Below are 23,796 nucleotides of genomic sequence, written 5' to 3'. Positions count from 1 at the left end.
TCGGAAATCACACAATCTCAACCAGAACAATCATCCGTAAATGCACTCATGTAAAATGGCTATACTAAAACTCACGGGCGCTAGTTGGCGCTTAAACAAGACTACGAATTAAAGATGGTCTGGTTGTGTCAATGATGTTTAATTATTTGTACATGATTTTGATTCCCATTTCGATAGAATGACTAGACATAACCTCAAAACTTTCAAACGCTTTTGACTGCGACACCCATGAATCAACTGAACAATGGTTTCACGATATTTCTGAGTCTGCTAGTCGAAGCGATGCCGTTTTTGCTTCTAGGGGTTTTATTCTCTAGTTTGCTGCTGTTTTTTGTTGATGAGCGCAAATTAGTTGAAAAAATGCCTAAAAATCCGCTATTGGGCGCTTTAGTTGGCAGTATGGTGGGTTTTTTGTTTCCGGTGTGTGAGTGTGGCAATGTGCCGGTAGCGCGGCGCTTGTTGATTCAGGGCGTACCCACACCTGTAGCGATTGGTTTTTTACTAGCAGCGCCAACAATTAACCCGATTGTGATTTGGGCAACTTGGACGGCGTTTCGAGATCAGCCAGAAATAGTAGTTTTACGGGTAGTGTTTTCCTTATTGATTGCTACAACTGTTGGCTTTGTGTTTAGTTTTCAAAAGGATTTGAATCCTATAGTCCAACCTGCGATCGCCCGTTATATGAAGTTTAATCCCCCGGCGAAAGTCGAAACCAAAGGCCGGGGTAAACGTTACCAACTTCCTCCAGAATCAACAGCACCAACCTTGTTGCAATCTGGGACATATATTTTGGGTGGAAAAGCAGGTACACCCAACCGCATGGATGGCACAGCAGATGACCCACTGGCAAGCCCCAATAAACCACTGGCGGCAAAACTCCGACTGTTGATGGATAACAGTATCCAAGAATTGCGCGAACTGGGCGGAGTGATGGTGATTGGTAGTGCGATCGCAGCTGCTATCCAAGTCTTTGCACCCCGCGATTTAATCCTTAGCCTCGGTGCTGGCCCGGTTACTTCCATCATCGTGATGCTAATTTTGGCAGCAGTTGTCTCAATTTGTTCCACAGTCGATTCCTTCTTTGCCCTATCTTTTGCATCAGCATTTAGTAGCGGTTCCTTGCTGGCATTTTTGGTATTTGGGCCAATGATCGACATTAAAAGCGTTGGGTTAATGTTATCCATCTTCAAGCCAAGAGCCATTTTCTACCTCTTTGCCTTAGCCGGACAATTAACATTTTTATTCACGCTGTTTATTAACTTGCATGTTTTGTAAATTAGTCCTTTGTCATGAGTCATTTGTAGATGACCAAGGACAAAGGATAAAGGACAAATGACAATGACACCTAAACCTAAACGCCTGAATTTATTACTCCCTTGGCTGGATGTCATAGCCATCACAGCTTGGGGAATTTTAATGTTGAAATACTGGCTGACTGGCAAACTGAATTTGCTGATTCATCCCAATTATTTTGGGTTGGTGTTAGTGGCTGGTATTGCCTTAATTATTGTTGGCTTATTCAAAATGCAAGAACTTTGGCAACGTCATCGCCGCGATATTTTGCCAAATGTCCAGCATATAACTTTGTTTCCGCCTGGTTGGGGTGGTGCGTTGCTGTTAACAGCGGCCATTTTAGGTTTCATTATTACACCCCAAGTTTTTGCCAGCGACAAAGCCCTCAATCGTGGCGTGAGTGATTTACTGGGAACTTCCCGGATTAAACCCCAAGCCTTCCGCGCTTCGATTCGCCCAGAGGAGCGATCGCTAGTAGACTGGGTAAGGACACTCAACGTTTATCCTGAACCAGACGCATACACAGGACAAAAAGCCAAAGTCCAAGGCTTTGTAATTCGTCCCCCAGATTTAAGCAAAGAATATATATTTCTCGCCCGATTTGTTCTCTCATGCTGTGCGGCGGATGCTTACCCTGTTGGTTTACCCGTGAAATTACCAGCAAATCCCGAACAATACAACCCTGATACTTGGTTAGAAGTCGAAGGACAAATGGCTACAGACAACCTCAACGGGAAACGCCAACTCACTATTGTGGCGAACTCTGTCAAAAAGATTTCCCAACCCGAAAATCCCTATAGTTATTAGTCATTTGTCATTTGTTCTTTGTTAATGACTAATGACCAATGACTAATGACCAATGACCAATGACTAATGACCAATGACTAGCAAAACCCTTATCCAACCACTAGACCGTGTAGCGATCGCCTTAATGCTGCTGCTGAGTTTGCTGATTGGCTTTATCATCTTCCAAGGTGATGTTGTTTCTCCCCGCGTCCGCAACTTTACTTGGCAAAATCAGCAAATTGGTTCAGATGATATTGCCTTTAGCCTCACCTTTAGCCGTCCAATGGATACTAAAAGTGTTGAGGATAACTTAAAAATTGAGCCGCCCTTAGCTGGAAAATTCAGTTGGGCAGGTAGGCGGATGGTTTATACACTGTTAACACCTGCTCCTTACGGTACAAACTATAAAGTTCAGCTACAACAAGCAAAAGATAAATTCGCTCAGAACGAAGGTAAAAATAAAGTTATACGTCCTTTTGTGGGCAATTTTCGCACCCGCGATCGCGTCATTATTTACATAGGTGCTAATCCAGAAGAACAAGGACAATTAATTCTCTACAACTTAACCCAAGAGCAGAAAAAAGTCCTGACTCCCAAAGACCTGACGGTAATGGATTTTAAACCATTTCCCGACGGAGAAAAAATCTTATTTTCGGCTCGCACAGCCAACAACCAAGATTTACTTTCTGCCCAGTTATATACCGTCACCACCGGAATTGCTGGCGAGTCTGAAACCAAACCAGAAGCAGCCGCGAAAGTTGATTTAATTTTAGATAACAAGGATTATCAAAACTTAAAATTTGACTTATCACCAGACGGACAAACTATCGTCGTCCAACGTGGTAACAAAAATAATCCTGGTGACTTTGGGTTGTGGTACTTACCAACCACTTGGGATAAATCCAGCCCCAAACCCACTCCTCAGCGCCTCAAAAGCCAACCAGGGGGCGATTTTATGATTACTCCCGATAGTAAAGCTGTAGCCGTTGCCCAAGGTCAAGGGGCTGCAATATTACCACTACAAAAAGATGCGAGTAAACCCTTAGACTTTTTGCCGCAATTTGGCTTAGTACAAGCTTTTGCTAAAGATGGCTCTCAAGCGGCAATGGTTAAATTTAATACAGATTACACCCGTGACTTATTTTTAGTCACCAACCAAGGTGTGCAGAAACCTTTGTTAAAAACCACAGGTTCAATTATCAATTGTCAATTTGACCCAGCTTCACCCACTCTATATTGCTTGTTAACTCAGTTAATCACCCAAGCAGAATATGTAGAGCAACCTTATTTAGTCGCCATTGATTTGAAAACTGGACAACAAAGACCATTATTAGTTTTACCAGTGGATCAGCGAAATGTAGAAATGAGTTTATCACCGGATGGACTGGGTTTATTATTTGACCAAGTAGTCCCACAGGCCGATAACACACCCGCACCTGCAAATAGTTTAAAGACAGATGACGGTGAAGCGATCGCAACTAGCAGTTTGTGGTTAATGCCATTGTTACCCATTGCCGATGCAGCCGTAACTACCATTAAACCAGAAAAGCTACCTTTAATTGGCTTTCATCCCCGTTGGCTACCTTAATTTAGTGCTGGCTGAAAAAGTTATCTGTGAGGATAGGGAACAGGGAACAGAAAATTCTCTGTTCTCTGTTCCATTTTATTCTCTGTTAGTCCGCGTAGGCGGACTTCGTTTTTATAGCCGCGAATTCCATTCGTCGGGGCTAAGTATTTTACTGTATCGAAATTTGACGGCTTAAAATGCTCATCACTTCATCGGGATTACCTGTTGGTTGCAGTGGACTCCAATCTCCCACACTGGCGTAGCCGATTACTTGTAAATAGTGAATTGTACTGGTCACAGCTTTGGGTGAACCAATCAGCAAATGTTTAATTGGTTCCCGGAAAGGAAATGGTTGCTGGGGAATTTGCTGGGGTGTGGGAAAGTGGAAGTTTTGTCTTAAAAACAGAGCTATTTGAGATTGGGCGAAGTTGAGTAATTGTGCCATCATTATGTTGAAACTCCTGTATTTGAGTTTTGATAAAAGCGATCGCTCTCTTCTTGCCAGAACCAGACGATCGCTTTTATCCTGTATTGAGTTTAGATAATGGCGATCGTTTTGTTCTTTGGGGAAAGAAGCGATCGCCTTTATCATGTCTTTTATATTAAAGTATAAAATTATACTTGTCAACTACTAACGCAAAAGTTTTTGTTAGTAATTTTAGGTTTTTAACAGAGACAAATTATGTTGGATGAGAGTAATATTTGTCATATTAATTAACAAAATTATTTGCGAGTTTGGGCTTGAATAAAAGTTATATCCCCGACTTCTTGAAGAAATCGGGGATATTTTTGTAAACAGAAATTTTGGCTGATTTACTGCTTAAGTTTAAAACAATCTATAGTCGTAAATTTAGGCGTTTTCAGTTGTAGTATTAGAAGTTTCTTGTGTGCTGGCTTTTAAGCGACTGACAGAACTTCTACGAACACGTTCACTTTTGCGAACACCGCCAGCCATCTCGTATTCAACACTGTCTTTACCGTATTTAAAAGCAACGCCAATCAGCATTTTATCATTTAATTCGCCTAAACTTTTTTCCAATTGTTCCATTTCAAGTTTAGTTGAATCTATGACAACAAGAGCCGTATTATAAGAATTAAGTTTAGCGCGATATTGCTCAATTAATTGAATCATATTTTGTAGATTACGATTATCGCCGAAATCCATATTTGGGTCAATCGCCTTGAGTCCAGATACTCTCAACTCAGCTTTTTCCACAATGCGAGATGTGCGTCTTTTTTGAGACATAATTATTTGCTTAATAAATCTTGCTAAAGCTAGTTTGTCTTAATTGCACTAAGTTTTGCGTCAGTATATTTGACAAAATCTGGTGGTGTTTAGATTTTGTGCATCAGTAATATTTCTGCTAAACGGAAGTGAGGGAGTAGAGAGAATAAAAGCTAGAAATATATATTTTGTTTAGATGTCAAGGACTGGATTTATTGTCCTAACGACAGAACCTTTTGTCCTAACGACAGAACTTTGTGTCCTAACGACGGAACCTTGTGTCCTAATGACAGAACTTTGTGTCCTAACGACGGAATCTTTTGTCCTAACGACAGAACCTTTTGTCCTAACGACAGAATCTTTGTTAGGTTACGCTTTGCTTTACCCAACCTAACTAGCTAAGATAGGGGTTAATTCGTCAAAATCTAAATTATTTCAATTAAATTGCGTAATTTAACGCTAAAACTGTGTATTCCTAAGTAAATAGGATGCACCTAAATTAAAGTAGCACATGGAACCTTTAACTACTGCGGCGATCGCTCTTGGGTCTGTAGTCGCCACCAAAGCTTTAGAAAGAACTGGTGAGATGGTTGGCGAAACTCTGTGGAATAAAACTGGTGAGTTGCTTGTCAAGCTAAAAAAACACTCACCGAATGTTGTCGCGGCGATTGAAAAAGCACCAACCACACCGTTAGATTATGGCAATGCTGTCATTGAAGTAGAAGCTGCGGCGAAAGCTGATCCTGAAGTCGCGCAAGCTGTACAAGAAGTGGCGACAGCAGCACAAGCGGAAACGAATCCCAAGTTTGTAGACATCATGACAGCACCTAATTTAACAAAATTGGCAGACAAAATTGGTCAAGTTGTGATGTCGGGTGGGACAGGTAAAGTTCAAGATATGCGTTTTTAATCTCATTTAATATTCTAAGATTATTTCCCCAACCCGCCCAGAAATAAATTTCCGGGCTAATAGCGCAAGTCTACTCAAGTAGACTGAAACCTTTCTTCCTAGTCTTCTTCAGAAGACTTTAGCTATTAGCCTTAGAATTAATTCTGAGGCGGGTGTGACAACCGATGCACTTAACCATATATGCCTGAAGACTTTAAAAAGTTAAGCGATAAAATTGGTCAGGTTATTTTTCCTGGTGGGAAAGGAGTCATTAAAAATTTAGTTATAGAAGGACAAAAACAATTAACTCCCACAAAACATATACCACGCGGTTCTGTTCACTTTGTCGGGCGAGAAACGGAACTAACACAAGCACATGAAGACTTGCAGCGTGGTAATTATGTCGCAATATCAGGGATGGGAGGCGTAGGTAAAACAGAACTTGCTACCCAATACGCCAGACAATATCAAAATAATTATGGCGGAATAACTTGGTTTAATGACAGAGCCAGTAATCTCGCGGCTGAAGTTTTAAGCTTTTTTGTTCAGCTTGGTTTAGAAATTCCCCAAGAACAAGGCGGAAGACTGTTAACCCTAAAAGAACAAGTTGCTTGGTGTTGGTTGCAATATCCCCAAGCTGACTTACCTATATTAATAGTCTTTGATGATGTCACCAGCTTAGACAACCTGCGCGAAGTTGTCCCCAGCGATAACCGCTTTCGTGTTTTAGTGACAACTCGACTGCGAAATTTAGATGCTAACTTTATTCAAGAAATTCCCTTAGATGTTCTCTCACCCCAAAAAGAACCGGGTAAAGCATTAGAACTGTTAAAAAGACTGTTGGGGAATCAAGACAAGCGAGTAGACAACCAACCAGAAGCCGCAAATGCAATATGTGAGTGTTTAGAATATTTACCTTTGGGGATAGAATTAGTCGGTGCTTACTTAGCAGAAGACCCAAACTTACATCTAAATATAATGTGGGAGCGACTGCAACAACGCAAGTTAGCAGAAGCAGCTTTACAAGACAGGGAAACTCTCAACTCAACACAACTGGGAGTCAAAGCCGCCTTTGCTTTAACTTGGGAAGAACTCAACCGTTACCCTTTGACGCAACAACTAGGCAAATTTTTGAGTTTATTTGCTCCCCAGTCTATTTTATGGAATTTGGTGATGTGGGTAGCGACCGGTGGAGGGGATAAAACAAGACAGTTAACCTGGACAGAAGATGAAATCAACGAAGCCAAAAAGCAACTTTACAAGCGTCACTTATTGCAACAAGTAGAAGACAGCCAAGGATTTTATAAAATTCATGCTTTAGTGCGGTGGTTTTTGCAAGAACAGTTAGCTGAGTCTAGCGAGATGAAATCAGTTTTAGAAGCAACTTTTGCTACTGGCATGACCACCATTGCTCAAAAAATCCCTCAATCAGCCACTTCTAAGGATATCGAACGTATCAGAGATGTTGCTCCTCATTTGGAAGACCTCGGAAACCGTGTAATTGCAGAGATAAATCAAGCAAAAGAAGAACAGATAATTTCTCTAGCATCAGTACCCAAAGATAAAATACCCTGGATATTTACGGGAGTCGCAAGATTTTATGAAGGAAAAGGACTATATCAATTAGCAGAATCTTGGTATGACCTATGCTTAAAAATTGGCAAAGTTTTGTTTGTAAGCGACCATCTCTACACGGCTGGTAGCTTAAACAATTTAGCAGAATTTTACAAAAACCAAGGGCGCTACAGTGAGGCTGAACCTTTATTAATTGATGCCTTAGCGATGATAAAGCGTTTGTTTATAGACGACCATCTCCATGTAGCTACTTACTTGAACAATTTAGCAAAACTATACAAAAACCAAGGGCGCTACAGTGAGGCTGAACCTTTATTAATTGATGCCTTAGCGATGATAAAGCGTTTGTTTATAGACGACCATCCCCATGTAGCTACAATCCTAAACAATTTAGCAGGACTTTATCAAGACCAAGGACGGTACAGTGAAGCTGAACCTCTATTAATTGAAGACTTAGCAATGACAAAACGCCTGTTTATAGGCGACCATCCTGATTTGGCTACTAGTTTGAATAGTTTAGCAGAACTATACAAAAAGCAAGGACGGTACAGTGAAGCTGAACCCCTTTACATTCATTCCTTGGCAATGGAAGAGCGACTGTTTATGGGCGACCATCCTAATTTGGCTTATAGCCTAAACAATTTAGCAGCACTCTACTGTATGCAAGGAAGGTACAGTAAAGCTGAACCGCTTTACATCCATGCTTTAGCGATGAGAAAACGGCTGTTTCCAGACGATCATCCCGATGTAGCAACTAGTTTGAACGATTTAGCAGTACTCTACAAACAGCAAGGACGGTACAGTGAGGCTGAACCCCTTTACATTGAAGCTTTGACAATGGCAAAGCGCCTGTTTATGGGCTACCATCCCAAAGTAACTGCAATCTTGACCAATTTAGCAACATTCTACCGCGATCAAAGGTTATACAGTGAAGCTGAACCCCTTTACATTGAAGCTTTGACAATGGCAAAGCGTTTGTTTCTTGGCGACCATGATAATGTGGCTGTAATTTTGAGACATTTAGCAATTCTTTACCATAAGCAAAAACAGTATAGTAAAGCCGAACCTTTATATGTTGAAGCTTTGGAAATGACAAAGCGTTTATTTACAGGCGATCATCCCGATGTCGCCAGTAGCTTGAGCAATCTAGCCGAACTCTACAATAGCCAAGGGCGGTACAGCCAAGCCGAACCACTGTTAATTGAAGCCTTGGCAATGTCTCAACGGGTGTTAGGGGATAATCATCCTCTTACAGTAACAGTTCAACAAAATCTAGCAATTCTGCAACGCCAGTTAATTCTCGTTCCTATTTGGCAACGTTGGTTAGGTTGGTTTTTCCAATTATTGTTAGGGATATTAATATTACCGTTTTATTTATTGTGGCAACTAGCTAAAAAAATAATAAAATTAATTCGTAATTCGTAATCTCTCTTTAATCATATCCAGTCCACTCAATCACTTATAATATGTCCGCCGCGAGTGCAACGAAGTGGAACAACGCGATCGCAAAAACTCTGCGATTACTTTACTTCACTATCGCTACCTTCGGATAAATTTTCAACTTTGAATTGGTTGCACACTCAGGCGATAGCCGAGATGATGCAGAATAAGGCTGATGGTTCGCAGTTCGGGGTTGCCTTCTGGCGACAAAATTCGGTAAAGATTCTGGTGGTTCAAACCCGTTTTTTCTGCAAGGCGCGTCATCCCCTCCCGTGCTTCCACCACGTTTCGCAGTGCTTCCAGAAAAAACGCAATATCGCCATCCTGCTCGTACTCTTCAAGAGCAACATCCAGGTAAGCCTTTGCCATTTCCGGGTTCTGCATCTGCTCAAACACAATCTCGTCATGGTTTCTCAGTTTCTTGCTCATGCTGTTCCTCCTGATAAGCCTCCCAATATTTTTTAGCTTTTTCTATGTCTTTGTCTTGGCTATCCTTATCGCCACCACACAGGAGAATTACCAGATCATTCGCAGATTCTCCAAAGTAAACGCGGTAGCCACTGCCAAAGAAAAACCTCAGTTCAAGCACACCATCTCCAACTGACTTGCAATCCCCGTAATTGCCCTGCTTAAGTCGCTCTATCCGTCGGATTATCCTTGAACGGATCGTGTAGTCCTTCAAGTTTTCCAACCATTCGGTGTAAGGCTCCTTGCCATCTTCTGTAGCGTAGACTTTCAGAGTTTTTTGACGAACGATATCAGCCATAGTTTAATTATAAAACGTAGCTTAAAAGTAGAAAATAAATAGTTGTAGATGCAGCGATCGCTCTCATCAACAATCAAGATACGATGGTTTTGTAGTAGGCGAATCGCAATGCTAACCTAGTTCATATCAAGACAAAATCACAACAATATTTATGAACCTTCCACCCCAACTACAAGAAAACATTGAAAAATGGGCAAGCAGTCAGGGAATATCAACTGAGCAATTTATTTTGCAAGCCATTACAGAAAAAATTGCAACTCTCAGTCAGCAAAAACTAGCAGAAGATACTCAACCCAACCCCAACCAAGCAAACCTCTATCGCAAAGATGGAATCTTAGTTGTAGACGCAGAATTACCAGCAAACTTTGATATTAATACTTTTATAGATGAATTGAGAGAAGAACGCATTCAAGAACAAATAGTTTAATGAAAGTTTTGTTTGATACTTCAGCCTTAGTTCCTGCAATAATTGTCAATCACCCACAACATTCGGTTTGTTTTACCAAGATTCAATCTGCAAAGTCTGGGGAAATTCAAGGGTTTATTTCAACGCACAGTTTAGCTGAAACATATTCTGTCATCACACGCTTACCCATTCAGCCGCGTATCAGTCCTCAACAAGCTCAAAGCATAGTTGTAGATATACTACAGTATTTAGAAGGAGTTCCACTAGTTGTCCAAGATTATTAAAATGCGATCGCTCAAATGGCAACTTTAAACTTTCCTGGTGGCGCTATTTTCGATGCTTTAATTGCTCAAGCTGCATTAAAAGCCCAAGTAGATATTTTACTAACATTAAATCCAAATCATTTTACTCGTTTGGGAAGTGCGATCGCTTCAATTGTACAAGTCCCTGCGTAGCGAAAAATTCAGATAACCGATTTCTTCAAAAAGTCGGTTATCTAGTTGTGTGATGGTTTTGCGTTAGGCGATCGCTATTTGCAGATAAAATAAAATAAAGTGATTTTCAAACAAAAACATCATCATGTCTTCGCTTCCTGTCAACGAAGCTCAAAAGCATTTGCAACAGCTAATCGACCAAGTTACAGAACAAGGTCAACCTGTAATTATTCAAAGCGATCGCGGTAATGCTATTCTGCTGTCAGAAAAAGATTGGTCTGCAATTCAAGAAACTCTCTACTTGTTATCTGTTCCTGGAATGCGAGAATCTATCAAAGAAGGACTAGCAACTCCTATTCAAGAATGCGATGAGGAATTGAATTGGTGAGTTGGCGTTTAGTTTACACAAAGCAAGCACAAAAAGATGCAAAAAAACTAGCCTCTAGTAACTTAAAAGAAAAAGCTGAGGAATTACTCGCCATCCTTGAGCAAAACCCTTGGCAAAATCCTCCACCTTATGAAAAGCTAGTTGGCGACTTAACAGGTGCGTATTCTCGCAGAATAAATATACAGCACAGATTAGTATATGAAATCATTGAATCTGAGCAAGTAGTCAAAATAATTCGGATGTGGACACATTATGAGTGATGGTTTTACTGTAGGCGATCGCTATAATGATTTGGACAAAATCAGGTTTAACCTTGTGCAGATTCATTAATTTGACGTTGAAGTTCTTGAACTTCCTCAATTGATAAACCTGTTACACGGACTACGGCTTCTATTGGGAAACCATCTCGTAACAAATTAGTGGCGATTTCCCTTTGTTTTCTCGCCTCTCCTTTTGCTTCTCCCTCTCTTTGAATAGACTGATAAATTACAGATTCCTGCATAATATCCCTCTGCAATATCTGGATTGTTACCATATCTAAAAGATGCGATCGCATTCAAAGCTTGAAATCTAAATTATTTTACTTGTTTAGGAAGTGCGATCGCTCAAATTATCACCCTTCAACCCCTACACCCTTCACACCCTACACCCTCACACCCCTAATTCCCCTGTAGTCTCACACCCCTGTTCCCTGATCACCAAGGTGTTTGGTAAATTATATACAGTGCAGATATTTATCTAGCACATGAATTTTTGCCAGGCAGCTGTTACTACCAAAGATTGTTCACCCAAACCAACCTAGATACCACTTTTATCCAGCATCTATGCTGAAGTCCGTACACAGTAACATTTGGCATCAAAACCTCATCCAGTCTCAGGTTGACGGTTTATCAGGTCAAAATGTTATAACGTCTTCAATTCTAGATGCAAAATGGGAACACTAGCTCATGACTAGTGACTCATGCTTGGGAAAAATTCAACTTGGTTTCTAAAATCAAAGCCGAGCGAACAAAGTTGATAAGCAATGCTGAACAAAGCATCGCTGAGTATCTTTAGGTGGATGGGTCAAGAGTGATGAATGAAGCGGACACCTCAAACAACAGGGCTGTGATGGAATCTCTCAATTCTGCTAACTCGCTACAACCAGAGCCAACAAGCTGTCCTTTTTATGCAGTTGTGCCTTCTGAAAATCTGGCTATTAGGCAATTGCCACTCCTCAAACCAGCAGAAGACACACCACAAGAACTGCAAAATTCTGAATCTGTGGAGAATGTTACCCCAGAAGACTGGGTAGCAGAACCGAACAGTGAACAACAAGCAGTCATTGATGAAGAATTCCAGAAACTGCTGTTGTTAAATGAAGAACTACGTACAGCTAACAATGAACTGTACGAACAAGTAGAGCATCTTAAAGATGAATTAGCTGAGTCAGAAAAAGCTTTGCAGTGGCAAAAAAGACGCTCTAGTGTCACTGAATCAATGCTAAATCAACAAGCTCAAGAACTCATTGCAGCCCAAGAACAAATTCAGTCACTCTTTCAACAATTAGACACTACAGCACAAACCGTTCAACGCCAAGAAACTCTAATTGAAACTTATAAAGCACAGTTGCAAATTAGTCAGCAACGTCTCGCCCAATTAGAACGAGAATGTGCCTTATTACAAACTAATTATCATGAACAGTCTCAACAAGTGTTGCAGTCAGAAACTACTTGTCGAGAGTTGCGGACTCGCCTGATGCGCCAACAGCGCCAAACCCTGCAATTTAAAGCCGCTTTAGAAAAGTGTCTCGAACCACCCACTGCTAACGACGACTCATCCGACGAAACCACAAATCATACTTACAGCAGCACTACTAAACAAAGCAGATTTTCGAGAAAAGCCCGGTCTTTATTTCCTAACGTACAACCGATTAGACCTTGGTCAGCAGAACCAGAATCTCCGGCGGAAAATGTCGCTCATCCTTGGGGTGAATCTTCCGTACCACCCGCATCTAGCTATAGTAACCCCACTCCCCAACCCTCATCGCCTTGGAACTGGCCGACTAAGGAAGAAACACCCGCACCCACTGAACCTGATACTTCCACAGAAACCGATGATGAGTTAATTACCTCCGAAACAGTTTCATCAGGAGATTCATCAGCCAAATTAGATGAGCAAATAGATAGTCTCATCCAAATGTTTTTTGCTGCCCAACCGGGAACAACACCACCTGTTAACAGTGAAACTAACGTCACCAGTAACCAAGCTGAAAAACCTCTGTGGGAAAGTTGGGCAACAGATGAAGCGCAGCCAGAAACTACTCTAGAAGAGCAATTTGCAGCATTAGAAACAGAAAATCATTTACCAATTACTGTACCTACTACAGTAATTGAAGAGTCAACAATTTTACCAGATAAAAACTCACCAATTTCTTTTACTGTACCGTTGACCAAGAAGACAACAGAAGAAGCAGAAAATCTTTGGTCAGAAACTACACCACAAGATACTGAGGAAGTACCAGAGACAGAATTACCGCCAGAAACCTCGGTTGATTCCAGCAATGATTTTCAATCACCCTCACCAGTGGTTTATCCCCAGCGTCCACCCAAGGGACGTAAATCGTTAGCATCTGTGGAATTGCCGAATTTTCGCCCTAATAGCTAGATATAGAAGGTGACAGGTTTTGTAGTATCTCAGTTTGATTGGTAATGAAAGTTAAGATATTTAAGTTGGATATTGCGATCGCAACACCAATCTTAATTTTTCTTGAGGCTAAACAAATTCTAGATTTGCCATCTCAAGTAAAAATATCCCTGGAATCTTACTTAACTGTTCAATCGACAGCACATAATCATTGAAATGATCCATATTCTCATCTGCATCAGAACTAATTTCTAGTCGGGAATTGCAGGTAGCGATCATTGCTTTGTCTGGGTGATTTTGACCAAAGCGATTTGCCATCTCCTGTGATTCTTGTAAAACAGACGGTTCTGTAGCTAAATAAATGTACAGTGACCAGCCATCAAAAGTTAATCTCAGACGGTTATCATCCCTTGAAAGACTCATTGATGGCTTAGTAGAATCACGATTAAAAAACTGGACAAGCTTGATCTCCGCATCTGCAAGTGTAATATTACAATCAGGTGTTATGAGAGCTAAAGCGTTGTAGGAAATTTGAGCCATTTTCAACTCCAAACCGCAATTACTCTTTTTAACTCACGAACTACGAATTGGAATTACAGCCGTAGCCAAGTTGGTTAGGACATCGATAAATCATAAAACTTAGACACCACAAAGCTTTTCACCCTGTCATCTACTATAAAAGTGAACACTCAAAACGAAGAATTAAAAAATCAAAATCTTCTCAATCAAGATGAATTTCCATTGCCTCCTGGAGACTTAGGATTGCCCTTGATTGGAGAAACAATCAGCTTCTTGCGTGACCCAGATTTCGCGACCAAACGACAACAAAAATACGGTAACGTTTTTAAAACTAATTTATTTGGTTCGCCAACTATTATGATGGTGGGGGCAGAAGCCAATCGTTTTTTATTTAGCAAAGAAAATCAAAATTTTGTTATTCAGTGGCCAAAAAGCGTTTCTACCTTACTTGGCCCGGCTTCTTTATCAACCCAAACAGGAAGTATTCATCAGACAAGACGAAAGTTATTGTCACAAGCATTTCAACCTAGAGCTTTAACAAGTTATATCCCAGCGATGGAAGAAATTACTCATCGCTATTTTAAAAAGTGGGAACAATTGCAACATTTAACTTGGTATCCTGAATTAAGACAGTATACCTTTGATATAGCTTGTAAATTGTTAGTAGGCACAGACGTTACTGAAGATACCGAATTTATTGAATTATTTGAAGAATGGTGTGCTGGATTATTTACTCTTCCTATTCAATTACCTTGGACAAAATTTGGTAAAGCATTAAAATGCCGCAAAAAATTATTAGCCAGAATTGAAGCTATTATCAAAGAGCGTCAACAAAAACCTAATTCTCATCAAGATGCTTTAGGTTTGTTATTAGATGCTAAAGATGAAGATGGCAACAGTTTAAGTATAGAAGAGCTACAAGACCAGCTCCTAACTTTAATATTTGCTGGTCATGAAACTTTAACTTCTGCATTATCTTCTTTCTGTTTACTGTTAGCGCAAAATCCAGAAATTTTAGCGGCTGCAAAAACAGAACAAGAACAAATAAATTGTAGTGGTGAATTAACCTCTGAAAATCTTAAGCAAATGAATTATCTAGACCAAATACTTAAGGAAGTTTTGCGAATTATACCCCCAGTTGGTGGCGGTTTTCGCTCAGTTATCCAAACTAGTAATTTCAATGGATATCGTATTCCTCAAGGTTGGTCTGTACTGTATCAAATAGGTCAAACTCATCAAGATGAAAATGTATATAAAAATCCAGAAATATTTGATCCAAAAAGGTTTGGAATAGATAGAGCTGAGGATAAACCTCAAGCTTTTAGTTACGTTAGTTTTGGCGGTGGAATTAGAGAATGTTTAGGGAAAGAGTTTGCGAAGTTGGAAATGAAAATATTTGCGGCTTTGTTATTACGTGGCTATGAATGGGAACTTGTACCAGGACAAAATTTAGATTTAGAAATGATACCTACACCGCGGCCTCGTGATGGTTTAAAGGTAGTTTTTAGTTCTATATCTCACAACTGATAACAAATCTTTCTGGTATGGGAGTGTGAACTAGCTACGGTAACTGAGAGTGTACACTGTAGCTAGTTCACTTTGGTTTCGTTCCACCCAACTTACATTTATTTTTTCAATTACGAATTGGGATTACCGCTTCTGGTTTAACTGTGGATGTTTGGTTGAGCGATCGCGGTTTACTTGTGGTAATTGCGTAGCGTAGTGCTAATAATTGTAACCACAGTCCTGGGTTTCGAGGTTCGAGCCAAGGTTGAATTTGTCCCAGGAAGCGCGGAAACCAAGAACTCAACACAGCACGAACTAAAGCATATTGACTAAAGTTAAAATAACTACCCAACCATCTGAATAAATCTTTGGGGCCAGCCAGTTCCCAAATCCACAACAGTAAGGCGGGGTTTTTCCGGGCGGCTTTGAGTGCGAGGCGGTTAAATGTGAACCAATCACATCTATCTTTAATGAAATTATCCGCTACCTCTGGCGGTTCACTGGCTAATAACCCAAAGAAAGTATTCAACATTGAGTTAATGCGTTGGGGTGGGATAAATTTCCCCGTCGGAACCATCATCCCCTTAGAAAATAGCCAAGTTATTGAGACATTGCTTTGATAAGCGCGAATTTGATTTAAGTGACGAAAACTTAATAAGTCATGCTTGAGGGCGGTATCTAATAGAGTTGTCAGCCGTTCCAAGTTACGCACCAAAGAACCAAAGCCTGTAAATACCAAGGGAGATTGTAAAGAAGCCGCATCACCGATCGCAATTAATCTATCAAAGGCAACTTTGCGATCGCTACCATTCACAGTAAAATGCCCTGGAATATAGCCAAAGGTCGGTTTTTTCCACACCAACTTATCCATATCGCAGCGCCGATACTCTGGCAAAATTGTGAAAAAGTCCTCATACATTTCTAACAAAGAACCAGGATTGTCGGGATGGACTTCGTGGTAATGAAACAAATAAATTGTCAGTTCCTCACCCGCGCCAGGAAACAATTCCCAAATCAACTGTCTCCCGCGCGAAATATCGCCGTGACTGTACAGCACATCACCATACTGAGAATCCCAAACTTGTGGTTCAAATCCGCCATCTACCACTGCACCCACAGTTGGACAAACACTATCAAAAGCCCGACCACCGTTTAATTGCCATGCAATCGGTGAAGCAGTTCCCATTGCATCGACTAACAACCGCCCAGTGGCTTGCTTTTCTGTTTGACTGGGTAAATGCTGAACTGTAGCGACAACTTGGGAATTATCAATATCTGCGCGGAGAAATTCGGTTTCGTCCCAAATCTCACCACCAGCCGCCCGTAGCTTCTGCCCACACAGTTGCAACCATTTTTCTGAATCTAGGGCAATATTTAAAACTGTGGGAGTGTGGAGAATTGGCGATCGCAATTTTGGCGGATTATTCCCATCAAAAAATTTATTAAATCCGTCTTTATATTCCCTGACAATAATGCTTTCTAACTCGCTGCTTGTCACCAAACCCAGATTTAATAAGCTTTGCAGTTCATCACGCGAAATATTCCATTCGCGGTTCATCTTACCAAAAGGCAAACGTTCCACCAACAGTACTTTATATCCCAATTTAGCCATCACCGCCGCATGGACAACCCCTAATGCACCACCGATGTAAATTAAATCGTAATCTAATTTAGGATTTTCGACTTGAGATTTTGGATTGGCAAACACTACCTGACGTGGCGCTTGGGGATGACGCACACCTTCGCGCCAGCGTTGTTCCCACCAATAGGCGCGTGTGAGGTCGTATTCCCCATTCGGCATTTTCTGAAAATATTTAACCGTAAGTGGGTAATCAGGTGCTAACGCTTCAAAAATTGATTGTTGGGATAAATCAATCACCGGTGGCTTGGGGTACTGATGGGAAAAACGCTGTCTAATTTCTTTCTTTAGGCGGAGTAAAATCTCCTTCTCTTGAGGGAAAGGCTGATCTGACCAACGGAAGACCTTTAAATAAGTAGTTCTCTGGACTGACCACACAAAAATTGATAATTCTGTCAGTAATTTTTCGGAAATATTCTGGTCAGATGCTGTATAGTCTGTAGGTAATTTCAGGCAAAAACCATCTGGAGTCAGTAGTTTTTCGCCAAATCCTGCTTGAAAATCCACTTGCAGCCATTGACGCACTGCTGTTGTGTCTGGAATTGGCACTTCTAAATAAAGGACTTCTTTCATGTTTCGTTGACATCTCCGCTTAAGATACTCATTTCGGCAGATTTATTAACTGCGAAAATTCGTGTACACTCCGCCCTATTACTCAAATAAAGATTCTGTAAAGAACTTTTAATAATTTGTCAAATTTTTTTATTCATTTTGTAACTTTGTAAACCCACGCCATGAATTATCCCATTCCAGATAGCCCCCAAGATATTCTTGCGTTACAACAAAAGCCCATTGTTGATGAAGAACTTGTAGCTTCCGCGATCGCAGGAGTAATTAAAATTGTCCGTTCTCAAGGTAAATCTTTAGAAGACTTAACAGCACAAGTCCTCGAAGATGATCCATTGCTGGATAGACAGCAACGACGTTGGCTCAGTCAATTGCTGGCTCAAGCCTGGGAAAGTTTTACATAAGTGCTAGAAGAGGCTAGGGAGCATTGGTTCGGCTCCTTTCGGCTTCTCCTGACGGAGACGCTGCGCGAATGCTCAACCCTCTTTGAGTCAGCTTATTGAGCATTGAGCGGAGTCGAAATGCGTTTTCTCAATAATGGTGTCTATCTACTTACAAGAAGTCTAATGTTGTTGTTTAAAATCTGAAAAGCCAAGATTAGGCAACACTTTGAAAAATTTGTTCCACAGTCAAATTGAGTTCTGAGAAAGTTTGTGAGATGAGACGCTCATGATTTCGGAATTGCTGCACTTGGTATTCACCCTCAACCAACGTGTAAACCGAGATAGTGGGTTGTTTAGGATCTCCAATAAATCGCCTACCACCTAAAGCCGCATAATCGACAATCCAATATTCGGGAATACCTACAGCTTCATAGTCAGCTGCTTTTTTTAAATAATCATCTCGCCAGTTAGTACTCACTACCTCAATTACTAAAGGAATGGATTCAGCTTGGCTGACAGTTGATGCTTTTTTCCACAGAGGCTCATTGACTAAATTAGGCTGATTTAATATCAGCACATCTGGTGAGTAAGCTGATTCACCTTCCAATGGTTTCACAAAAGCTGTTTTGGGAATGAAATAGGGAAGTTTTAGTCGCCTAATTTCGGCAGCTATCTCCAACATCAAAAAACCGATAATCTCTTCATGATCACCTGTTGGTGGTGGCATTTCAAGAATTACTCCATCATGTAATTCATAGCGTCGCTGTGCGTTATCTGGATACCAAGCGACAAATTCATCAAATGTAAATAGTTTACGTACAGTTTGAGTCATCTGAGTATTGAGTGTTGAGTGCTGAGTGCTGAGTGGGGGTAGACAAGGTAAAAAGATTGCTTCCTTATCTTCCTTATCTTCCTTGTCCCCCTTGTCTCCCTAATCTCTAAGCCTTCACTGCGGCTTCGGCTTGGGAATGTAATAACAAACCGTATTCCAAACCCTCAACTACTGCTTGATAGGAAGCTGCCAAGATATTTGCAGAAACGCCGATAGTTGTCCAACGTTGATGACCATTGCCTGATTCTACTAAGGCTCTGGTTTTGGCAGCTGTCCCCGCGTGTCCGTCGAGAATTCGCACTTTGTAATCTGTCAATTCAAAGCTGGCGAGTTGGGGATAAAAGTTGACTAAAGCTTTGCGTAAGGCGGTATCTAAGGCGGCAACGGGGCCGTTACCTTCTGCGGCTTCTAAGATATTCTGACCGTTAACAGCAACTTTCACGGTGGCTAAAGCACTGCTGGTTTCTTTGCCTTCTACCAAGTCACAGTGTACTTGAAAGCCTTTGACCTCAAAAAATTCTTGCCGCGCCCCTAAAGCTTCATACATTAACAGGGCGAAACTCGCTTCGGCGGCTTCAAATTGATAGCCTTGACTTTCTAATTGTTTGAGGCGTTGGAGAATTTGTTTTGCTTCTGGTGTTTGTTTATCTAATTCAATGCCAAAGGTACGAGCTTTGGCTAAGACGTTACTTAGTCCCGCTTGTTCGGAAATGACTATCCGCCGACGGTTCCCAACGGTTTCTGGCTGGATGTGTTCGTAAGTCAGGGGGTTACGTTGAACTGCGGAAACATGCACACCGCCTTTATGGGCAAAAGCCGAACGTCCCACAAAGGGCGCGTGTTCATCTGGCGCAAGATTGACTAATTCACTGACAAAACGGCTGGCTTCTGTGAGTTGAGTAAGCTGGTGTTCTGTGATACAGCTATAACCCATTTTTAGCTGTAAGTTGGGAATTAAAGAACAAAGATTGGCATTGCCGCAGCGTTCACCATATCCATTTATTGTTCCTTGTACCATTGTTGCCCCGGCCATGACGGCAGCTAGGGCATTTGCTACGGCTAGATCACAATCGTTATGAGTGTGGATGCCGATTTGGGGAGTTGTCATTGTTTTTTGACAAGTGACAGATACTTCGGCTTCGCTCAGTACAAGTGACAAATGACTTTTAACAGTTGTCACACTTTCGCTGACTTCATGAGGCAAAGTCCCGCCATTTGTATCACATAAAACTAACCATTCCGCGCCAGATGCGATCGCTGCCTCTAATGTTTGTAAAGCATAATCTCGATTATGTTTGTAACCATCAAACCAATGTTCGGCATCGTAAATCACGCGTCGCCCATGTGAGCGAAAATACTCGATAGTATCGCGGATCATGGCCAAATTTTCCTCTAAAGTTGTCTTGAGACCTTCTGTAACGTGTAAATCCCAAGATTTGCCAAAAATTGTCACCCACCGAGAACCAGCAGTTAAAATTGCTTGCAACATTGGTTCAGCCGCAGCCACAGTATTGGGGCGACGCGTAGAACAAAATGCCACAATTTCTGCTTGTTTGAGCGGATCTTCTTGGAGTTGCCAGAAAAACTGAACATCCTTTGGGTTAGCACCAGGCCAACCACCTTCAATAAAAGGAATACCCAGTTGGTCTAATCTTTTAGCAATGCGTAGCTTGTCTTCAATAGACACCGATAGCCCTTCGCATTGAGTGCCATCCCGTAATGTTGTGTCATAAAGCCAAATTTGAGGAGAGGGATTTGTGGTCATAAGACAAGATCATGCGAGACAACTGTAGAGGAAATGTGCCAATATACTACAAAAAGCCGGTTCGTTAATTTAAATATGCCCAAAGTACTAACACAGGGTACGAACAATACGTTGGTCTGGCGCTGTATTCCATACTGGATGCAGTTAAATTAAGGCTTGTATGAAGAATTTGGGTTTTAAGTTACGAAAAGTTTTGCAACAAAATCGTGTTGACCTCTAAAATGGCGGTGCAGAAGCAAAAAACAGTCAGTTAGTTGGTAGTGATGGTATGAGTGTGATCAATCAAGTGATGTGTTGACTGTGAATTAGCATCACAAAAGCAGCGATCGCTTCCTTCCCATTCTCCTACAATAGACCTGCATTTAGCCGCTCAGACAGAGGATTTTACGGATTATTGGATCAGGGATATCGGATAGGAAAGGAAATCAAAAGGTTAGGTTACACAAGGAGAAAAACAATATGGGTAGATGGACACCGCTTATTCTCATGGGTGGAGGCTTGGCAATTTTATTAGGTACATTGCTTGGCATTAACTTTCCAATGGGTGGAGGGCAACAAACTGCCAGTAATAATGCTCCCGGCGGCAAAACCTCACGCGTTCTCCCAGCTAATATTAATGTTAATAGCACTGCCCCCAGCAGAGGTAGCCGTGGCTTAAGCGAAGACAGAGCCAGCACTCCTCAAGAAGATAATGTTCCCACAGAAGCTAGAGGCAGCAGAAGCGTTAGACAAGAAAATTTAAACACCAACACAACTGAGCGCCGCACCAGCGTTGCTCAAAATACAACTCCCAGCGAATCATTTTCAACTCCTGACAATACATCATCAGAGCCAACTACCAGAGAAGTACAATCAACAGAAACTCAATCAACTGATACAACCACCAGTGAGAATGAGTCTACTAGAGAGCCAATTCGGGCTTTGTGGTAGGAAGAGGCAGTGGCAAGTCGCTCACCAACCAGGGGTAGGGAAGACAAGGGAGACAAGGGAGACAAGGAAGCAATCTTTCTACCTTGTCTACCCCCTCTACCTTGTCTACTCCCTTTCAGCACTCAGCACTCAAAACTCAGCACTCAAAACTAGTCATTGGTTACAAGTTATTAGTTATAAGTTATGTAGTTGTGTACTAATGATCAATGGCTAATAACCAATGACTAATGACTAATGACTAGCGATGTTTTAATTATTGGTGGCGGTGTTATTGGCTTGGCGATCGCCGTCGAACTTAAATTGCGCGGGACAGATGTCACCGTGCTTTGTCGTGATTTCCAGGCTGCTGCTACCCATGCTGCTGCTGGCATGTTAGCACCAGACGCAGAAATTATCCAAGATGAGATGATGGGTAAGTTGTGCAGGCGATCGCGTGCCTTATACCCAGAATGGACAAGCAAACTTGAAGATTTAACGGGGATTAATCCTGGTTACTGGGCTTGTGGCATTCTTGCGCCTGTTTATCAACCACCACAGTCTGCTGCGACTGGTGATTCACCTGCTTATTGGTTAGATAAAACTGCCATTCATCAATATCAGCCAGGATTGAGTAATGATGTCGTCGGTGGCTGGTGGTATCCTGAAGATGCTCAAGTTGACAATCGGGCATTAGCCCAAGCACTGAGAACTGCGGCTCAATTCCTCGGCATTGAAATCAAAGATAACATCACAGTTGCAGGATTAATCCAACAGCAAGGACAAGTCATCGGCGTACAAACCAACCAAGGCGTAGTTCGTGCCGGTCACTATGTTTTAGCAGCTGGTGCTTGGTCTAATGAATTGTTACCTTTGCCTGTGACTCCCCGCAAAGGGCAAATGTTGAGTATCCACTTACCTGACTTTGTGCCGGAATTGCCTTTGCGACGAGTCTTATTTGGCGAATATATTTACATCGTACCCCGGCGCGATCGCTCGATTATTTTGGGTGCGACTAGCGAAGATGTGGGTTTTGCCCCGAATAACACCCCTACAGGTATCCAATCTTTACTTCAACAAGCAATTCGTCTCTATCCCCAATTACAAGATTATTCCATTCAAGAATTTTGGTGGGGTTTTCGTCCGGCTACCCCAGATGAGTTACCAATTCTCGGCACTAGCCACTGTGCAAACTTGACTTTGGCTACAGGTCATTATCGCAACGGCATTTTACTTGCGCCTGTGACAGCCGCCTTAATTGCTGATTTAATCTGCGAACAAAAATCAGATTCTTTATTGGCACATTTCCATTATTCTCGGTTTCATACCCAGCCATCTACCGCCCCTATGCTCACTCACTCTGCCAATTTTACCAACGGCGATCGCCACTCCTCCCTGCCAACTCCCAAATTACTGAGCGCAGTCGAAGTCAACTCCCCGCTTCCCGACTCTCCACTGGTAATTGCCGGTAAAACCTTTCAATCTCGCTTAATGACAGGAACCGGCAAATATCGCAGCATTGCAGAAATGCAGCAAAGTATTGTTGCTAGTGGCTGTCAAATTGTCACCGTCGCAGTGCGGCGAGTCCAAGCCAAAACCCCAGGACATGAAGGTTTAGCAGAAGCACTAGATTGGTCAAAAATTTGGATGTTGCCGAATACTGCTGGTTGTCAAACTGCCGAAGAAGCAATTCGTGTTGCCCGTTTGGGTCGAGAAATGGCCAAATTGCTGGGGCAGGAAGATAATAATTTTGTGAAATTAGAAGTTATCCCAGATTCAAAATATTTACTCCCTGACCCGATTGGGACACTGCAAGCTGCTGAACAACTGGTAAAAGAAGGGTTTGCGGTATTGCCGTATATTAATGCTGACCCAATGTTAGCCAAACGCTTAGAAGAAGTTGGCTGTGCAACAGTCATGCCTTTAGCTTCCCCCATCGGTTCGGGACAAGGATTAAAAACCACTGCCAATATCCAAATCATTATTGAAAACGCGAAAGTACCAGTTGTGGTGGACGCAGGTATTGGTTCACCTTCCGAAGCGTCTCAAGCAATGGAATTAGGCGCAGATGCCTTGTTAATTAATAGTGCGATCGCTCTAGCCCAAAATGCCCCTGCAATGGCTTATGCGATGAATTTAGCAACCGTCGCTGGTCGTTTAGCATACCTCGCCGGCAGAATGCCGATTAAATCTTACGCTAGTGCTAGTTCACCTGTGACGGGAACGATTAATTAATTTAGATAGCAAAGTGCTGAGTGCTGAGTGGGAGTAGACAAGGGAGAGAG

The 23,796-nt window shown here is 41.8% G+C and carries 24 protein-coding genes; 15 read left to right on the top strand and 9 right to left on the bottom strand.

Annotated elements, in window-relative coordinates:
* Positions 1-228: 228 nt before the first annotated feature.
* The 3 genes from H6G75_RS19570 to H6G75_RS19560 all read left to right on the top strand — a co-directional run bounded on the left by H6G75_RS19570 (position 229) and on the right by H6G75_RS19560 (position 3,667).
* Positions 229-1,275, top strand: coding sequence for a permease (locus H6G75_RS19570; RefSeq protein ID WP_190981666.1), 1,047 nt, complete (start codon positions 229-231; stop codon positions 1,273-1,275).
* A 57-nt stretch (positions 1,276-1,332) separates the two neighbouring features.
* Positions 1,333-2,100, top strand: a complete 768-nt coding sequence (locus H6G75_RS19565; protein WP_397332350.1) for a TIGR03943 family putative permease subunit — start codon at positions 1,333-1,335, stop codon at positions 2,098-2,100.
* Between the two features lie 73 nt (positions 2,101-2,173).
* Positions 2,174-3,667 (top strand): hypothetical protein, encoded by a 1,494-nt coding sequence (locus H6G75_RS19560; protein WP_190981664.1) that lies wholly within the window; start codon positions 2,174-2,176, stop codon positions 3,665-3,667.
* 148 nt (positions 3,668-3,815) lie between these two features.
* Here the strand turns inward: H6G75_RS19560 and H6G75_RS19555 are convergent, their stop codons facing one another.
* Positions 3,816-4,094, bottom strand: a complete 279-nt coding sequence (locus tag H6G75_RS19555) for a hypothetical protein (RefSeq protein ID WP_190981676.1) — start codon at positions 4,092-4,094, stop codon at positions 3,816-3,818.
* Between the two features lie 402 nt (positions 4,095-4,496).
* The gene (locus H6G75_RS19550; RefSeq protein ID WP_190981663.1) at positions 4,497-4,892 is read right to left on the bottom strand and encodes a hypothetical protein; all 396 of its coding nucleotides are present in this window, start codon (positions 4,890-4,892) and stop codon (positions 4,497-4,499) included.
* A 490-nt stretch (positions 4,893-5,382) separates the two neighbouring features.
* Between H6G75_RS19550 and H6G75_RS19545 the strand changes: the two genes are divergently transcribed.
* Both H6G75_RS19545 and H6G75_RS19540 read left to right on the top strand, forming a co-directional pair.
* Positions 5,383-5,781 carry a hypothetical protein gene (locus H6G75_RS19545; RefSeq protein ID WP_190981662.1) on the top strand — a complete coding sequence of 133 codons (399 nt, stop codon included), beginning with the start codon at positions 5,383-5,385 and terminating at the stop codon, positions 5,779-5,781.
* A gap of 180 nt (positions 5,782-5,961) precedes the next feature.
* Positions 5,962-8,760: a tetratricopeptide repeat protein gene (locus tag H6G75_RS19540; protein ID WP_190981661.1), complete on the top strand. Its 2,799-nt coding sequence runs from the start codon at positions 5,962-5,964 to the stop codon at positions 8,758-8,760.
* Between the two features lie 132 nt (positions 8,761-8,892).
* Here H6G75_RS19540 and H6G75_RS19535 read toward each other — a convergent pair whose 3' ends face one another.
* Both H6G75_RS19535 and H6G75_RS19530 read right to left on the bottom strand, forming a co-directional pair.
* Entirely contained in the window at positions 8,893-9,204 is a 312-nt protein-coding gene (locus tag H6G75_RS19535; protein ID WP_190970321.1) for an addiction module antidote protein, read from the bottom strand.
* Positions 9,179-9,541: a type II toxin-antitoxin system RelE/ParE family toxin gene (locus H6G75_RS19530; RefSeq protein WP_190970320.1), complete on the bottom strand. Its 363-nt coding sequence runs from the start codon at positions 9,539-9,541 to the stop codon at positions 9,179-9,181. Before H6G75_RS19530 ends, H6G75_RS19535 begins: the two co-directional genes overlap by 26 nt.
* A gap of 151 nt (positions 9,542-9,692) precedes the next feature.
* Between H6G75_RS19530 and H6G75_RS19525 the strand changes: the two genes are divergently transcribed.
* The 5 genes from H6G75_RS19525 to H6G75_RS19510 all read left to right on the top strand — a co-directional run bounded on the left by H6G75_RS19525 (position 9,693) and on the right by H6G75_RS19510 (position 11,029).
* Positions 9,693-9,968: a hypothetical protein gene (locus H6G75_RS19525; RefSeq protein WP_190981660.1), complete on the top strand. Its 276-nt coding sequence runs from the start codon at positions 9,693-9,695 to the stop codon at positions 9,966-9,968.
* Complete coding sequence (locus H6G75_RS33045; RefSeq protein WP_242051573.1) at positions 9,968-10,231, top strand: PIN domain-containing protein; 264 nt, start codon at positions 9,968-9,970, stop codon at positions 10,229-10,231. Before H6G75_RS19525 ends, H6G75_RS33045 begins: the two co-directional genes overlap by 1 nt.
* 15 nt (positions 10,232-10,246) lie before the next feature.
* On the top strand, positions 10,247-10,402 hold the full coding sequence (locus H6G75_RS33040) for a hypothetical protein (protein ID WP_242051572.1): 156 nt from the start codon (positions 10,247-10,249) through the stop codon (positions 10,400-10,402).
* A gap of 124 nt (positions 10,403-10,526) precedes the next feature.
* A complete protein-coding gene (locus H6G75_RS19515; RefSeq protein ID WP_190981659.1) occupies positions 10,527-10,769 on the top strand; it encodes a type II toxin-antitoxin system Phd/YefM family antitoxin in 243 nt (80 codons plus the stop codon).
* On the top strand, positions 10,766-11,029 hold the full coding sequence (locus H6G75_RS19510; RefSeq protein WP_190981658.1) for a Txe/YoeB family addiction module toxin: 264 nt from the start codon (positions 10,766-10,768) through the stop codon (positions 11,027-11,029). The genes H6G75_RS19515 and H6G75_RS19510 overlap by 4 nt, the downstream gene beginning before the upstream one ends.
* A gap of 47 nt (positions 11,030-11,076) precedes the next feature.
* Here H6G75_RS19510 and H6G75_RS19505 read toward each other — a convergent pair whose 3' ends face one another.
* The gene (locus H6G75_RS19505; RefSeq protein WP_190981657.1) at positions 11,077-11,271 is read right to left on the bottom strand and encodes a hypothetical protein; all 195 of its coding nucleotides are present in this window, start codon (positions 11,269-11,271) and stop codon (positions 11,077-11,079) included.
* Between the two features lie 572 nt (positions 11,272-11,843).
* On the opposite strand from H6G75_RS19505, the gene H6G75_RS19500 reads away from it, so the two are divergent.
* Positions 11,844-13,415 (top strand): hypothetical protein, encoded by a 1,572-nt coding sequence (locus H6G75_RS19500; RefSeq protein WP_190981656.1) that lies wholly within the window; start codon positions 11,844-11,846, stop codon positions 13,413-13,415.
* Between the two features lie 108 nt (positions 13,416-13,523).
* On the opposite strand, the gene H6G75_RS19495 is transcribed toward H6G75_RS19500, so the two are convergent.
* Positions 13,524-13,934 (bottom strand): hypothetical protein, encoded by a 411-nt coding sequence (locus tag H6G75_RS19495; RefSeq protein WP_190981655.1) that lies wholly within the window; start codon positions 13,932-13,934, stop codon positions 13,524-13,526.
* Between the two features lie 141 nt (positions 13,935-14,075).
* Here H6G75_RS19495 and H6G75_RS19490 point away from each other — a divergent pair, with 141 nt between their 5' ends.
* On the top strand, positions 14,076-15,440 hold the full coding sequence (locus tag H6G75_RS19490; RefSeq protein ID WP_313934873.1) for a cytochrome P450: 1,365 nt from the start codon (positions 14,076-14,078) through the stop codon (positions 15,438-15,440).
* Positions 15,441-15,546: 106 nt separating this feature from the next.
* On the opposite strand, the gene H6G75_RS19485 is transcribed toward H6G75_RS19490, so the two are convergent.
* Positions 15,547-17,631: an NAD(P)/FAD-dependent oxidoreductase gene (locus H6G75_RS19485; protein WP_190981654.1), complete on the bottom strand. Its 2,085-nt coding sequence runs from the start codon at positions 17,629-17,631 to the stop codon at positions 15,547-15,549.
* A 161-nt stretch (positions 17,632-17,792) separates the two neighbouring features.
* Between H6G75_RS19485 and H6G75_RS19480 the strand changes: the two genes are divergently transcribed.
* Positions 17,793-18,029 (top strand): hypothetical protein, encoded by a 237-nt coding sequence (locus tag H6G75_RS19480; protein ID WP_190981653.1) that lies wholly within the window; start codon positions 17,793-17,795, stop codon positions 18,027-18,029.
* 193 nt (positions 18,030-18,222) lie between these two features.
* On the opposite strand, the gene H6G75_RS19475 is transcribed toward H6G75_RS19480, so the two are convergent.
* Together H6G75_RS19475 and cimA are read right to left on the bottom strand one after the other, a co-directional pair.
* Positions 18,223-18,840: a Uma2 family endonuclease gene (locus H6G75_RS19475; RefSeq protein ID WP_190981652.1), complete on the bottom strand. Its 618-nt coding sequence runs from the start codon at positions 18,838-18,840 to the stop codon at positions 18,223-18,225.
* 106 nt (positions 18,841-18,946) lie between these two features.
* Positions 18,947-20,605 carry a citramalate synthase gene (gene cimA / locus H6G75_RS19470; RefSeq protein ID WP_190981651.1) on the bottom strand — a complete coding sequence of 553 codons (1,659 nt, stop codon included), beginning with the start codon at positions 20,603-20,605 and terminating at the stop codon, positions 18,947-18,949.
* 459 nt (positions 20,606-21,064) lie between these two features.
* Between cimA and H6G75_RS19465 the strand changes: the two genes are divergently transcribed.
* Complete coding sequence (locus tag H6G75_RS19465) at positions 21,065-21,535, top strand: hypothetical protein (protein WP_190981650.1); 471 nt, start codon at positions 21,065-21,067, stop codon at positions 21,533-21,535.
* Positions 21,536-21,769: 234 nt separating this feature from the next.
* Positions 21,770-23,746, top strand: a complete 1,977-nt coding sequence (thiO, locus tag H6G75_RS19460) for a glycine oxidase ThiO (protein WP_190981649.1) — start codon at positions 21,770-21,772, stop codon at positions 23,744-23,746.
* Positions 23,747-23,796: the final 50 nt, after the last annotated feature.

Source organism: Nostoc sp. FACHB-280 (genome assembly GCF_014697615.1).
GTDB lineage: Bacteria > Cyanobacteriota > Cyanobacteriia > Cyanobacteriales > Nostocaceae > Nostoc_B.
The sequence above is the reverse complement of the archived record's forward strand: the minus strand, read 5'-3'. Positions and strand labels throughout refer to the sequence as shown.

Bases quoted from the DNA above. Each gene is read 5' to 3' on its own strand.
- H6G75_RS19540 (WP_190981661.1), top strand. From the start codon at position 5,962: ATGCCTGAAGACTTTAAAAAGTTAAGCGATAAAATTGGTCAGGTTATT.
- H6G75_RS19530 (WP_190970320.1), bottom strand. From the start codon at position 9,541: ATGGCTGATATCGTTCGTCAAAAAACTCTGAAAGTCTACGCTACAGAA.
- H6G75_RS33045 (WP_242051573.1), top strand. From the start codon at position 9,968: ATGAAAGTTTTGTTTGATACTTCAGCCTTAGTTCCTGCAATAATTGTC.
- cimA (WP_190981651.1), bottom strand. From the start codon at position 20,605: ATGACCACAAATCCCTCTCCTCAAATTTGGCTTTATGACACAACATTA.
- H6G75_RS19505 (WP_190981657.1), bottom strand. From the start codon at position 11,271: ATGCAGGAATCTGTAATTTATCAGTCTATTCAAAGAGAGGGAGAAGCA.
- H6G75_RS19465 (WP_190981650.1), top strand. From the start codon at position 21,065: ATGGGTAGATGGACACCGCTTATTCTCATGGGTGGAGGCTTGGCAATT.
- H6G75_RS19480 (WP_190981653.1), top strand. From the start codon at position 17,793: ATGAATTATCCCATTCCAGATAGCCCCCAAGATATTCTTGCGTTACAA.
- H6G75_RS19565 (WP_397332350.1), top strand. From the start codon at position 1,333: ATGACAATGACACCTAAACCTAAACGCCTGAATTTATTACTCCCTTGG.
- H6G75_RS19570 (WP_190981666.1), top strand. From the start codon at position 229: ATGAATCAACTGAACAATGGTTTCACGATATTTCTGAGTCTGCTAGTC.
- H6G75_RS33040 (WP_242051572.1), top strand. From the start codon at position 10,247: ATGGCAACTTTAAACTTTCCTGGTGGCGCTATTTTCGATGCTTTAATT.
- H6G75_RS19535 (WP_190970321.1), bottom strand. From the start codon at position 9,204: ATGAGCAAGAAACTGAGAAACCATGACGAGATTGTGTTTGAGCAGATG.
- H6G75_RS19545 (WP_190981662.1), top strand. From the start codon at position 5,383: ATGGAACCTTTAACTACTGCGGCGATCGCTCTTGGGTCTGTAGTCGCC.
- H6G75_RS19475 (WP_190981652.1), bottom strand. From the start codon at position 18,840: ATGACTCAAACTGTACGTAAACTATTTACATTTGATGAATTTGTCGCT.
- H6G75_RS19555 (WP_190981676.1), bottom strand. From the start codon at position 4,094: ATGATGGCACAATTACTCAACTTCGCCCAATCTCAAATAGCTCTGTTT.
- H6G75_RS19525 (WP_190981660.1), top strand. From the start codon at position 9,693: ATGAACCTTCCACCCCAACTACAAGAAAACATTGAAAAATGGGCAAGC.
- H6G75_RS19560 (WP_190981664.1), top strand. From the start codon at position 2,174: ATGACTAGCAAAACCCTTATCCAACCACTAGACCGTGTAGCGATCGCC.
- H6G75_RS19495 (WP_190981655.1), bottom strand. From the start codon at position 13,934: ATGGCTCAAATTTCCTACAACGCTTTAGCTCTCATAACACCTGATTGT.
- H6G75_RS19550 (WP_190981663.1), bottom strand. From the start codon at position 4,892: ATGTCTCAAAAAAGACGCACATCTCGCATTGTGGAAAAAGCTGAGTTG.
- H6G75_RS19500 (WP_190981656.1), top strand. From the start codon at position 11,844: ATGAATGAAGCGGACACCTCAAACAACAGGGCTGTGATGGAATCTCTC.
- thiO (WP_190981649.1), top strand. From the start codon at position 21,770: ATGACTAGCGATGTTTTAATTATTGGTGGCGGTGTTATTGGCTTGGCG.
- H6G75_RS19485 (WP_190981654.1), bottom strand. From the start codon at position 17,631: ATGAAAGAAGTCCTTTATTTAGAAGTGCCAATTCCAGACACAACAGCA.
- H6G75_RS19515 (WP_190981659.1), top strand. From the start codon at position 10,527: ATGTCTTCGCTTCCTGTCAACGAAGCTCAAAAGCATTTGCAACAGCTA.